The following is an 11,921-nucleotide window of genomic DNA, read 5'->3' as shown; positions in this document are numbered from 1 at the left end:
GTATATAAAGATAAACATGGCTCACTTTTTATGAGCCGTTTTTTACGGTTTGGCAGAAAGTGTGGCAATCTGCAGCAGTACATCGCAGGAAAAGAGGTATTCATTGATCTCCACATATTCCTCCACCTGATGGAATTTATGCGCGCCGGTTCCCAGCGTGACGGTCGGCAGGCCTTTTTCATTGAAATTGTTGGCATCCAGTCCGGCATCCATCACGAGCGGGCGGGGTTCTTTTCCTGTAAGTTTCACAGCCTTGCTGGCAATCTGTACACAGGGTTCGGATTTTTTAAGTTTGAATGCATTGTAATCGGAAATGACCGACCACTTTATCTTGCCGCATTTTCCCTGTTCGTTAGTGACCCTGCTGGCGGCCTGCTCAAAACTGTCTTTATACACCTGGATAATCTGTTCCAGAAAATCCGGGCTGTGGCTGCGGCACTCGCCGGTCAGGATGCAGCGGTCCATCACCTGATTGTTCGCTTCGCCGCCATGGATTGTGCCCAGGTTTGCTGTGCCGGAGCCGTTGTCTTTTTCAATACGTCCGAAACAGCCTTGTTCGGCAATATGGGTCATTGCTTTAGAAGCAATCAGTCCAGCCGAAATGCCGTTTTCGGGTTCCAGTCCGGCGTGGGTGGAAATACCGGTAATTTCCGCCGTCCAGCGCACTGCGCTCATGGCACCAATGACGATTTCATTTGGAAACTGCCCGTCCAGATTAAAGCCCATCGCCGGATTTCCAAGGTCTGAAAACCGCACCATGCGCGAACCATGCAGTCCGTTTTCTTCGGCAATCGGAAACAGAAAGGTGATGGGGGGATGAGGCAGGTCGTTCTTCAGCAGCGTTTCGCACAGGGTTACGATCGCTGCGCAACCGGAGCGATCATCTCCGCCCAGGCCGGTATTCCCTTTGGCCACCACCCGGTTTCCTTGAATAACCGGCTCGGCGCCGCGGCAAAGCGGAACGGTATCCATATGCGCTGAAAACATAATGCGCGGTGCGTTTACCGTACCTGGCAGTTTGGCGATGAGATTACCGATTTTAAACCCTTCACCCAAACGTTCATGGGCATCATCGGTTTTAATCCATTCTTTTTTGCAACCGGCCGTCAGCAGTTTCTGAGTAATCGCTTCAACCACTGCGGTTTCCTGTCCCGTGGGCCCCTCAATCGCCAGCAGGTCCAGCAGGTGTTCCATGGCCCGTTCTTTATCAATCATGTGTCACACTCCGTATTTTACAAGGGCGGTATTTTAGCCGAAGGCCGTCTAGCCGTGAAAGAAGACTTCGCGGTGGATCTGCGAAAGAGGCAGGCCGTTTTTCTGCAGCCAGGCCGCGGTATCGTTGACCATGCTCTCAAGTCCGCAGCAATAGTAATGCATGTTTTCAGTTCTTGGCAGATCCGGCAACAGATCCGTCAGCCGCCCATGGTGGTGTTCGGACGCTTCGCGCGAAACGGCAAGCTGTGTGGCCGTGCAGAAGTTCTGAAGGGCGGAAAATCCAAATGCATCCGCTGCACGCCGCACGCCATAGAGCACTGCTTCCGGCGGCCGGTTGAAGGTTTCCATATAGGCAATGAACGGGGCGATGCCGGTTCCCGTGGCCAGAAAGACGAACGGGTGTTCTCCGATATCCTGTCCCGGCCGGAACCAGCCGAACGGCGGGGTAATCCGGACTGCCTCACCGGGATTTCGATTTCGAAGCCAGGGTGATACCTCTCCGCCATCCATCTCACGGATTAGAAAACGCAGGAGGTCCTTACCGGGGCCAGAGGCGATCGAGTAGGGGCGCGACTGATCGTGTTCCGTATAAACCGCCACGCAGTCACCGGGTGTGAATTCCATGCCGTTGCGTTCCACCAGCAGTTCAAACAGATCGTCGTTGATGGTATTAACCGCTGCCACGCGGTGCTCGGAATACTCCAGATTAATCATAAAAAGAAACCTCATGCAAATGAGCGCGAGGTTATCCGATATTCGGCGATTAATTGCAACTCCGTCTAAACAGCAGGATTGAGTTTCTTCAGTTTTTCATAGAGTTTTTTGGTTTCGGGCATATTCACGCCCGCAGCTTCAGCGGCCCGGATTGGATGGCCGTAGATGGCCTCGATTTCCATCGGATTTCCGCGGTCGAAATCCAGTTTCATGCTAGGAGCATAGGGCTTCATTTTTTCTGTATTCCGTATCATTTTTGCGAGAAAATCCGGTTCGATGGGACGGCATACGGCGTTGGATGCAGCTGCGGTTTCGTGCATCAGTTTTTCACAGATCAGGCGTTTTTCCGGATTGCGAACAAGTTCATCGGTCAGACAATCACAGGCCACTGACATGCCATTGAACGGAATATTCCAGACCAGTTTTTTCCAGCGGGCGAGGGCCAGATCTTCAACCAGCTGGGTGGGAATATTGGCGGCTTGAAGGTCTTTGTTGAGCTGGTTCAGCCTGGAGGAAATTCCACCCGGTTCACCGTCGGCCCGATATTCACCGAGCGTAATCATGCCGTAGTCAAGGTGGCTGATGTGTCCGGGGCCGATTTTGTTTGAGCAGAGAAAGCAAAGTCCGGCAAGAATACGGTCAGCACCGACGATATCCGCAATTTCCGCTTCGCCGCCGAGTCCATTCTGCAAGGTCAGAACCAGTGAATGTTCTCCAACCACGCGGGGAAGGATTTTTTTCAGTGCTGCATTGGCTGTGGTTTTCAGTGCAACAATCACGACATTGCAGGTCGGCATTTCGGATGGATCGTTATAGGCCTGCACGTCGGGAAGCGTAAAATTTCCGTTGACGGAATCAACCCGGAGCCCATCTGTTTTGATTTGTTTATAATCAGAACGAACAAGGAAATGGACGTCGAATCCGGCACGTTGAAGCAGGCCGCCGTAGTAGCCGCCAACCGCGCCGGTTCCAATGATTGAAAACTGATTTTTCTTCTGCATTCGGGCAGGGTGCAAAACTTTGAGCACAGAAAAAAGAAAAACCGACATCAGATGCGATGCCGGCTTTTCCTGCTGTTCGATGATCCAGATGTATCAGTTTTCCTGAAGTTTAAGCTTCTTTCCGGAACGAATCCATTCCCCGAGGATGATTTTGCAGTATGCACCCGTTGAGAGCTGCATGGACGCCGCGCGCCGTTCCAGCTCCTGTGCCATCTCCATTTTCATGTTGATGCCGATTGTTTTTGTCCCTTTACCTGCTGGATTAGTAGCCATTGTACTATCTCCTTTCGTAATGTCCCTGTATCGTAATTTTGTTCTATTATTTTGCAACGAAATTTCTTAAAAATAAATTCTTATATTCTCGTGTATGTATAAATAATACTTTTCTATATATATGACACGGAAAGCAGGGAAGCGTTGAATTATCCCTGAATTAATTTTTAAATATGCGAAAAACGCCCGTTTATAAGTGTTTCCGGCGTTGGCGAACCGCTTCATAAAGCAGAATTGCAGCTGCCGTGGAGACGTTTAGGGAATCATTTTTTCCAAGCATTGGAATTGATACCGCGTGGTCGGCCCCCTTGATCCACTGATCGGTCAGCCCTTCGTCCTCGGCTCCGACCACCACTGCTGTACCGCCGTTCATGTCGATTCCGGTATATTCCGTTTCGGCATCCGGCACCGCTGCCAGCGACTGGATACCGTTTTTCTTCAGCCATTCGAATACTTCATCCGAGGTGGCTTCAGCCACGGGCATAAAAAATAAGGTTCCGATACTGGCGCGGATTACATTGGGATTGTTCAGGTCGGTTTTATGATCGCATGCAATCACCGCATCGACGCCGGTGGCATCGGCCGTGCGGAGAATAGTGCCGAGATTTCCCGGCTTTTCGAGATCTTCGGCAATCAGAATCAACGGATTTTCGGGCAGTTTCAGTTCGGCAAGTGATTTGCCCACCAGCGGGGAAAGCGCCATCAGCCCATCCGGGGTATCGCGATAAGACATTTTGCGGAAAGCGGCTTCCGAACATTGGAAAACCGGAACTCCGGAATGTTGGATTTTTTCGACCAGGAGATCTTCGTCGACGGCCAGGTAGAGTTCGGGGCAGATGTAGAGCTCCAGAAAGGGCCAGCCGCTTTCAAAGGCGCGCTGGATTTCGCGGCATCCTTCGACGACGGTCTGTTTCAGCTCGGTGCGGTGCTTCGATTTGCGAAGCCGGTTCACCGTTTTCACGCGCGGGTTTTTTGTGCTTTCGATTTTCAGGTTGTGGTCCATTCCTTCACCAGATGCCGGGCAAAGAGCGGAAGCTGCGGATCGCGCGCGCCCATGCCGAGTATGGCATCGCCGGGCCGTGCGGCAGTTTCAAGCTCAGATTTCAAAGCCGGATAATCTGCCACAGCCACCGCCGGAACGCCAGCTGAATTGAGCCGGTCCACCAGATCTGCGGATTCAACCGAGCGGGTGACGGTTCCGCCGGCATAATAGACCGGGAGAATAAAGATTGATCCGCCGGATTTTTTCCAATGGTTGGAAAAAACTTCTGTAAAATCAGCAAGGCTCTGGGCAAGCGGGCCGAACCCGTGGGGGCGCCAGAAAGCATGCACTGTACCGAACCGGTCAGCAATCGATGACAGTGCGGAGGCCATTTTTGCCGGGTTATGTGCATAATCGTCGATGACGGTTATTTCATTGGTTTTTCCTGCAATTTCGAGTCGTCGCTCAATGCCTTTGAAAGCTGAAAGAGCTTTGCGAACGTCGGTTTCGTTCAGGCCCAGTTTCACGCATAGCTCCAGCGCAGTGGCCGCATTTTCCTCATCATGTTTTCCAAGGGTCGGAACCGGAATGCGCTTTCCGCTGCCGCGAAGGGTGGTGCCTGCTGTTTGAGCCTCGAACTGGTTGAACATGGCATTGAGTTCGTCGAGTTCGTAATGATCACGCGAAATATTCGTGATGATCGAGTGGGCGGGGTGAAAATTGAGGAAAGATTTATCTGATTCATCAGCTTCAATGATCCAGAGGTCGGAATTTCCTTTCCGTATATTGCCCGGAACCGGAAATTTTTTCCAGTTGAGTATGGCCGCCCCGCTGTAGACGGAAGGGTCGAAGCCCAGAGACTCAAAAATCCAGCCGAGCATCCCGGTTGTGGTCGTTTTTCCGGCGGTACCGGCGACGGCAATAAGTTCGCGGTCACCCACAAGCTCTTTAAGAAATTCCGAGCGGTGGAGCCGGGGAAGGTTCCGTGCGGCAGCTTGCTGCAGGTCCGGATTGTCGGACTCGATTGCGGTGCTGTAAACCACGGCATCGGTTTCGCTGGTTATGCCGGATCCATCCTGCGCAAAGAGCTCGATACCCGCTTTTTTCAGGCATTGAAAAATCCAAGCATCGGAGCTGTAGGCGCGGTCAGATCCGCTAACGCGGTATCCGGATTGTGCGGCAAGTTGGGCCAGGCCGTTCATGCCGACTCCGCCGATGCCTATGAAATGCACGTGCCGCATGGATGCTATTGCTGTGCACCCTGCTGACTCATTTCATCCATCAGAGCCTGAATATCTGCCGATGTTGCTGTTGGCGCCATCTGCTGCTGAGTTGCCGGGGCCTGATCATCTTCCTCCACGGGATCGGGAATAAAACGAAGTTCACTTTCAGACCATGAGCCGTTCCAATCTTTCTGGCGGAGATTTGTACCCTTATAGAGGCGTTCGGTCTGCTTGGTCATGGCGCTGATATCGTCAATTACATAGGGCGTCATCAGCACCACAAGTTCTCGCTGGGTCTCCGATTTGGTGACTGAACTGAAGAGATAACGGCCGATAAACGGAATATCGCCCAGCAACGGAATTTTGGTGACATCGTCAGAGACCTCGGTCTGAATCAGACCGCCGAGGGCCACTGTTCCGCCATCGGGGACAGCAATGGATGCTCCGAATTCCCGGTTGAGAATGACGGGTACATCGTTACCGTCGATTGTGACACTGCCGCCGATCTGGTCGGCCTGCTGCGTGAGCTCCATTACGACAAAGCGCTGCGGATTAATGCGCGGGGTGACGGTGAGCTGAATGCCGATATCTTTATATTCATAGTTCGAACTGGTGGTTCCGGCACTGTTGTTATAGGTGGATGTAGAGGTAACGACCGGACGCTGTTCGCCGATACTCAGGGAGGCTTCGGTATTGTCGGTTGTCATGATGACCGGAGTGGCCAGCAGACGGGCATTGTTGTCGGTTGCAGCCAGATTAATGGCCACTTCTGTGTCGATTCCGGCTATGTTCTGGTAGTAGGTCAGTGCGCCGGATGCAACGGTGCCAAGGCCGTTGGTAGAGCCGACCAGGGAGCTGCCGTCCCAGCCACCCACTTTAGTGCTGTCCGAGGCTTGATAAAGCCAGTCAATGCCGTGGCGGAGTGTGTCGGTCAGGCCAATCTCAAAAATGGCGGCTTCAATGATCACCTGTTCCAGCATGATATCGAGTTCACGGATCAACTGCTTGATGACCGCAATGTCTCCTTTGCTGCCCATCAGCAGAATGGCGTTGGAGCGTTCATCGGCCAGCACTTTGGTATCCTCGGACAGTCGGTTGAGGTTTTCAATAGAAGGAGCTCCGGCAGGTGCGGCATTCGGCGTAACACTTGTGCCTGAAGTGCTGCGCGAAGATCCTGTATTTCTGGTGTTCGAGCTGCGTGAAGAATTTGAAGAACTGCTGCGAGAGCTCGATGACGAGGAGCTGCGGGAGCTGCCGCCGGCAGTGCCGATCAAATCGTTGATGGTACCGGAGAGGTCCGAAGCGTCTGCATATTCAAGATGAATGACCTCGAAGGTTGTGGCCGGTTCGACTTCGATGTCGAGCACTTTGATGATTTCGTCGAAAAACTGAAAGTTCAACGGCTGTGAAAAGATGATGATGATGTTAGTGCGTTCGTCAGCGAGTACTTTGACCGTGCCCTGAATCATTGTGGCTGATGCCCCTTCAGTCTGTCCGATGGATGCCTGCGTGGGGGTTGCGGCGTTCCGGCTGTTCGGGTTGTTGGCTGCTCCGGCCCGGATGACTCCCGGCGGGGTTCGCGCATAACGGTTGCCCGTGGTTACGGCAGGGGACGGTTCATCGCCTTGCGCCGCGTCAATGATTTCAGTCAGTTTACTGGCAATTTCCTGCGCTTCGGCATGCTGAATCTGATAAATACGTGATTCCACTTTGGCCGTGGCCTGGTCGATAAAATCAATAATTTCCAAGGCGCGTTTTACATTGGCTTCCGTGTCGGTGATCATGAGGCTGTTGCTGCGCTGCAGTGCCATGATTTTTCCGTAGGCATGCATCACGTGCTGCACAGCGGCCTGCACTTCGGGGATTTCCACATTCTGCAGCGTGACGATACGGGTGACAAAACGGTTTCCGGAACCCAGTGGAAGTTCAGGATCGAGCTGGATATCCAGCCCCTGTCCGGTGAAATCGCCAGCGGTGGCCTGAACCACTTTGACATATTTATCGCCCATAGGAACCAGCGCGATATTATTCATGGCCAGTATGGCTTCAACCACTTTGATGGCTTCGGTTACAGGGATCTTCTTCTCGGAACGCAGCGTGATATTGGCTTTTACGGCATCGGTTTTCAGGTAGATTCTATCGGTCCAGCGGCAATATTCCTCCATCACCACTTCAAGCGGAGCACCCTCAAACGCAAAATTGTACAGATCATTTTCGAGGCCCGGTGCGACTTTTGTAACCGTCTGAACCGGTTGAGATCGTTGTTCAACCACTTCTTCCGGAACGTTGGCCTGTACGGCGGGCGCCGCCGGTGCGGCCTGCACAGGCCGCCCGGTGGGAAAGGCCGGCGGAAGTCCCTGACCATAAAGAGGAAGGACCGTGATTGTTGATGCTGCAATAGCCGATAAAAAAAGAGTTCTGTAATTCATAGGTAAAATTAAACCCGCATGTATTCGATTTATTGCAGTCTAGTTGCCTCTTTGAAGAAAGCAAGGCGCAGGCACAAAAAAACCGCCCCCCGAAAGGGACGGTTTTCAGCTGTTGGCAGACGGCTTATTTCTTGTAGGCTGCCCGCTCGATGTAATCGGTGTGGAGCAGTTCGTGTGCTTTGTGACTGCAGGGTTCGCCCAGGAAATCTTCGTAGATACGGGTGATTTCCGGATTGTGGTGAGAGCAGCGCTGCACCGATTTTTCGTCGTCAGCATAGATGCCCTGTGTACGTTTCAGACGGACTTCGTCGGTTGCGCCGTGGGGCTGACCGCCGCCGCCGATGCAACCGCCGCGACAGGCCATGACTTCGATAAAGTGCCATGGAGTCTCTTCGTTGTTGGCTTTGGCTTCGCGGACGCGGTTGAGCACGGCTTCGATGTTGCCCATCTGATGGGCAATGGCAATGCGGACTTTGGTGCCTTTGATATCGATCTCGGCTTCTTTCACTCCTTCGAGGCCGCGGCATTCCATGAAGTTCACGTCGGCCAGATCTTCTTTGGTGATCAGGTAGTAGGCGGAGCGCAGCGCGGCTTCCATCACGCCGCCGGTCACACCGAAGAGGGTTCCGGCACCGGTATAAGTGCCGAGCAGGCTGTCCGCTTCTTCGTCCGGAAGGGATTTGAAGTCGATGCCGGCCTGCTTGATCATGCGGGCCAGTTCGCGGGTGGTCAGGGCCACATCCACATCCTGGAAACCGGTGGAGTTCATGTTATCGTCGCGGCCGACTTCAAATTTCTTGGCGGTACAGGGCATGATGGAAACCACAAACATGTCCCGGGCTTCAATATCGGCCTTTTCGGCATAATAGGTTTTCGCCATGGCGCCGAGCATCTGCTGCGGCGATTTTGCCGAAGAGAAATTCGGGATAAAGTCGGTGGCGAATTTTTCCATATAGTCGGTCCACGCCGGACAGCAGGAGGTGAGCTGAGGAAGTTCGCCGCCTTCGGTGAAGCGCTTCACAAATTCGGTGCCTTCTTCCAGAATGGTGAGGTCGGCCGAGAAGTTGGTGTCGAACACCGCATCAAAACCGAGGCGGCGCAGGGCGGCATAGAGCTGCCCGGTAGCCAGCTCGCCGGGCTCCATATCGAATGCTTCGCCAATGGCGACACGTACGGCCGGGGCCACCTGAACCACGCAGTGTTTTTCGTGTTTCTTGATTTCGTCCCAGACGATTTTCGTTTCGTCTTTTTCGTAGATTGCGCCGACCGGGCAGTGGGCCGAGCATTGACCGCATTTGATGCAGGGAGACTCCTCCAGATTTACATCGGCGGCCGGAGCCAGGCGGGTACCGTCGCCGCGGCCGATAAACTCGAGGGCATAGACCCCCTGCATTTCCTGGCAGACCAGTACGCAGCGACCGCATTTGATGCATTTTTCCGGATTCAGCACAATCGAGGTTGTGGAAGTGTCCGGCTCGATATGTTCAACCCGTTTTTCAAACGGGATTTCACGGATACCGAAATCGGCGGCAAGGGTCTGCAGTTCGCAGTTTCCGGAGCGGCCGCATTGCAGACAATCGTTCGGGTGGGTGGAAAGAATCAGTTCCAGGACCGTGCGGCGGACTTCCACCACTTCCGGGTCGTGGGTCAGCACCTTCATGCCCGGCGCAATAGCCGTGGCGCAGGCGCGGAGCATTTTCGGGGAACCTTCCACCTTGACCACGCAGATGCCGCAGGCGGCCCAGGCGTCGAGGTCGGAATGGTAGCAGAGTTTCGGAATCTGTACGCCCACTTCTTTGGCGGCATTGAGGATGGTGGTGCCTTCAGGGACGCTTACGGGAATTCCGTTGATTTCAGCTTCAATCATAGACATTTTTTATCTCCTTATCCCTTCAGGATGGCGTCAAATTTACATTTGTCATAACACTGGCCGCACTTGATGCACTGGTCCTGGTCAATGACATGCGGGGTTTTCACTTCACCGCTGATACAGCCGACCGGACAGACGCGGGCGCAGGCGGTGCAACCGATGCATTTGTCTGAGATAATGGTGTAGGACAGCAGATCTTTACACTTGCCGGCGCGGCATTTTTTGTCGTTGATGTGTTCGAGATATTCCTCTTCGAAATAGTTCAGGGTCGACATGATTGGATTAGGCGCCGTCTGCCCAAGACCGCAGAGCGACGCCTTGCGCATGGCCTGGGCCAGTTCTTTGAGTTTGTCGAGGTCTTCCATTTCGCCCTGACCTTTGGAAATTTTATCGAGAATGTTGTAGTTGGTGCGTCCGCCGATTCGGCAGGGGGCGCATTTGCCACAGGATTCATCGACGGTGAACTCGAGGTAAAACTTGGTGACGTCGATCATGCAGTCGTCTTCATCCATCACGATCATGCCGCCGGAGCCCATCATGGAACCGATGTTCATGAGGCTTTCGTAGTCGATCGGCGTGTCGAGATAATCTGCGGTGATTACCCCGCCGGAGGGGCCGCCGGTCTGAGCGGCTTTGAATTTTTTGCCGCCGCGGATACCGCCGCCGATATCGTAGATGATTTCGCGCAGTGTGGTCCCCATCGGCACTTCAATCAGTCCGGAATTATTAATTTTTCCGGTGAGGGCAAACACTTTGGTTCCTTTGGAGGTTTCGGTTCCGATGCTGCTGAACCATTCGGACCCCTTGAGGATGATCATCGGAATATTGGCCCAGGTTTCGACATTATTGATGACGGTGGGTTTGCCCCAGAGGCCTTTAACCGCCGGGAAGGGCGGGCGGGGAATCGGCATGCCGCGCTTGCCTTCGATGGAGGCGAGCAGGGCGGTTTCTTCGCCGCAGACAAAAGCGCCTGCTCCGAGGCGCAGTTCGATGTCGAAGCTGAAGTCGGAACCGAGAATGTTTTCGCCGAGCAGTCCGTATTCGCGGGCCTGAGCAATAGCGTTTTCGAGGCGTTCAATGGCCAGCGGATATTCCGCACGGATGTAAATGAACCCCTGATTGGCACCGACGGTGTGGCCGGCAATGGTCATGGCTTCGAGCACGGAGTGGGGGTCGCCTTCGCAGGTGGAGCGGTCCATGTAGGCCCCCGGGTCGCCTTCGTCGGCGTTACAGACGATATATTTCTGGTCGCCGGGAGCCTCTTTGGTGAAGCCCCATTTCATGCCGGTCGGGAAACCGGCGCCGCCGCGGCCGCGCAGCCCGGCGTCCTTCAGTTCCTGGATCACCTGATCCGGGGTCATATCGAAGATGACTTTTTCCAGCGCGGCATAGCCGTCGCGGGCGATATATTCATCGATATATTCCGGGTTGATGACGCCGCAGTTGCGCAGCACGATGCGTTGCTGTTTCTGGTAAAAATCGATGTTGTCGGCGCCGGTTCCGGCGGCCTGGTCTTTATCGTAGAGCAGTTCTTTGACCTGACGCCCTTTAATGATGTGTTCGGCCACGATTTTCTGGGCGTGTTCCGGGCCGACTTTGACGTAGAAAGATTCGTCGGGGAGAATTTTGACGATCGGGCCCTGCTCGCAGAACCCGAAACAGCCGGTTTTCACGAGCTGTGCATCGGCTTCAGCGCCCTGAGCTTTAAGTTCGGTTTCAAGCGCTTCGTACAGAGCAACACCCTTGCTGGATTCACAGGCCGTTCCGGCACAGACTAAAATATAGTTTTTAAAAGCCATGGTTATTTCGTCTCCCCGTCAATGATGTCCTTCGCCGGTTTGTCGAAGATATGATCGGAAACCAGCGCTTTTCCGATGATGTGTTCTTTAACAATACGGCGGGCCACATCGGCATCAACGTTGCCATAGATCACGCGCGGCATGTCCGGAACCGCAACCTCCACGGTCGGCTCGGAAAAGCAGAGGCCCATGCAGCCGGTCTGTGTGATACGGGTGTTTTTCACATCATGGTTATCGAGTTCATCGAGAAAGGCATCGAAGGCTTCTTTTGCTCCGGCCGCAATCCCGCAGGTCCCCATGCCGACCACAATCTGTGCCGTTTTATCCCCATCGCGCTGCGTCATCTCTTTTTTCTTTGAATCCCGCAGGCTGCGCAATTCATCCAGTGTCATTTTAGCCATTGTTCCCACCTTTC

The 11,921-nt window shown here is 53.8% G+C and carries 10 protein-coding genes; all 10 read right to left on the bottom strand.

What is annotated here, in order from left to right; translation table 11 throughout:
- Nucleotides 1–42: 42 nt before the first annotated feature.
- Nucleotides 43–1,215 carry a M20/M25/M40 family metallo-hydrolase gene (locus P9H32_RS04380; protein WP_322607657.1) on the bottom strand — a complete coding sequence of 391 codons (1,173 nt, stop codon included), beginning with the start codon at nt 1,213–1,215 and terminating at the stop codon, nt 43–45.
- A 48-nt stretch (nt 1,216–1,263) separates the two neighbouring features.
- Nucleotides 1,264–1,929 (bottom strand): ferredoxin--NADP reductase, encoded by a 666-nt coding sequence (locus P9H32_RS04375; RefSeq protein WP_322607656.1) that lies wholly within the window; start codon nt 1,927–1,929, stop codon nt 1,264–1,266.
- 65 nt (nt 1,930–1,994) lie between these two features.
- Nucleotides 1,995–2,930, bottom strand: coding sequence for a putative 2-dehydropantoate 2-reductase (locus P9H32_RS04370; RefSeq protein ID WP_322607655.1), 936 nt, complete (start codon nt 2,928–2,930; stop codon nt 1,995–1,997).
- 93 nt (nt 2,931–3,023) lie between these two features.
- Nucleotides 3,024–3,203, bottom strand: coding sequence for a hypothetical protein (locus P9H32_RS04365; RefSeq protein WP_130594144.1), 180 nt, complete (start codon nt 3,201–3,203; stop codon nt 3,024–3,026).
- A gap of 190 nt (nt 3,204–3,393) precedes the next feature.
- On the bottom strand, nt 3,394–4,206 hold the full coding sequence (locus P9H32_RS04360; RefSeq protein ID WP_322607654.1) for a TrmH family RNA methyltransferase: 813 nt from the start codon (nt 4,204–4,206) through the stop codon (nt 3,394–3,396).
- Nucleotides 4,191–5,426 (bottom strand): Mur ligase domain-containing protein, encoded by a 1,236-nt coding sequence (locus P9H32_RS04355; protein WP_322607653.1) that lies wholly within the window; start codon nt 5,424–5,426, stop codon nt 4,191–4,193. Before P9H32_RS04355 ends, P9H32_RS04360 begins: the two co-directional genes overlap by 16 nt.
- Before the next feature lie 5 nt (nt 5,427–5,431).
- The gene (gene gspD, locus P9H32_RS04350; protein WP_322607652.1) at nt 5,432–7,837 is read right to left on the bottom strand and encodes a type II secretion system secretin GspD; all 2,406 of its coding nucleotides are present in this window, start codon (nt 7,835–7,837) and stop codon (nt 5,432–5,434) included.
- Between the two features lie 124 nt (nt 7,838–7,961).
- Entirely contained in the window at nt 7,962–9,710 is a 1,749-nt protein-coding gene (locus P9H32_RS04345; protein ID WP_322607651.1) for an NADH-dependent [FeFe] hydrogenase, group A6, read from the bottom strand.
- Between the two features lie 11 nt (nt 9,711–9,721).
- A complete protein-coding gene (gene nuoF, locus P9H32_RS04340) occupies nt 9,722–11,506 on the bottom strand; it encodes an NADH-quinone oxidoreductase subunit NuoF (protein WP_322607650.1) in 1,785 nt (594 codons plus the stop codon).
- A gap of 2 nt (nt 11,507–11,508) precedes the next feature.
- Nucleotides 11,509–11,907 carry a (2Fe-2S) ferredoxin domain-containing protein gene (locus P9H32_RS04335; RefSeq protein ID WP_322607649.1) on the bottom strand — a complete coding sequence of 133 codons (399 nt, stop codon included), beginning with the start codon at nt 11,905–11,907 and terminating at the stop codon, nt 11,509–11,511.
- Nucleotides 11,908–11,921: the final 14 nt, after the last annotated feature.

The sequence above is a fragment of the Pontiella agarivorans genome, assembly GCF_034531395.1.
In the GTDB taxonomy this organism is placed as follows: Bacteria; Verrucomicrobiota; Kiritimatiellia; order Kiritimatiellales; family Pontiellaceae; genus Pontiella; species Pontiella agarivorans.
The sequence above is the reverse complement of the archived record's forward strand: the minus strand, read 5'-3'. Positions and strand labels throughout refer to the sequence as shown.

Bases quoted from the DNA above. Each gene is read 5' to 3' on its own strand.
- nuoF (WP_322607650.1), bottom strand. From the start codon at position 11,506: ATGGCTTTTAAAAACTATATTTTAGTCTGTGCCGGAACGGCCTGTGAA.
- P9H32_RS04360 (WP_322607654.1), bottom strand. From the start codon at position 4,206: ATGGACCACAACCTGAAAATCGAAAGCACAAAAAACCCGCGCGTGAAA.
- P9H32_RS04355 (WP_322607653.1), bottom strand. From the start codon at position 5,426: ATGCGGCACGTGCATTTCATAGGCATCGGCGGAGTCGGCATGAACGGC.
- P9H32_RS04380 (WP_322607657.1), bottom strand. From the start codon at position 1,215: ATGATTGATAAAGAACGGGCCATGGAACACCTGCTGGACCTGCTGGCG.
- P9H32_RS04375 (WP_322607656.1), bottom strand. From the start codon at position 1,929: ATGATTAATCTGGAGTATTCCGAGCACCGCGTGGCAGCGGTTAATACC.
- P9H32_RS04370 (WP_322607655.1), bottom strand. From the start codon at position 2,930: ATGCAGAAGAAAAATCAGTTTTCAATCATTGGAACCGGCGCGGTTGGC.
- P9H32_RS04365 (WP_130594144.1), bottom strand. From the start codon at position 3,203: ATGGCTACTAATCCAGCAGGTAAAGGGACAAAAACAATCGGCATCAAC.
- P9H32_RS04335 (WP_322607649.1), bottom strand. From the start codon at position 11,907: ATGGCTAAAATGACACTGGATGAATTGCGCAGCCTGCGGGATTCAAAG.
- P9H32_RS04345 (WP_322607651.1), bottom strand. From the start codon at position 9,710: ATGTCTATGATTGAAGCTGAAATCAACGGAATTCCCGTAAGCGTCCCT.
- gspD (WP_322607652.1), bottom strand. From the start codon at position 7,837: ATGAATTACAGAACTCTTTTTTTATCGGCTATTGCAGCATCAACAATC.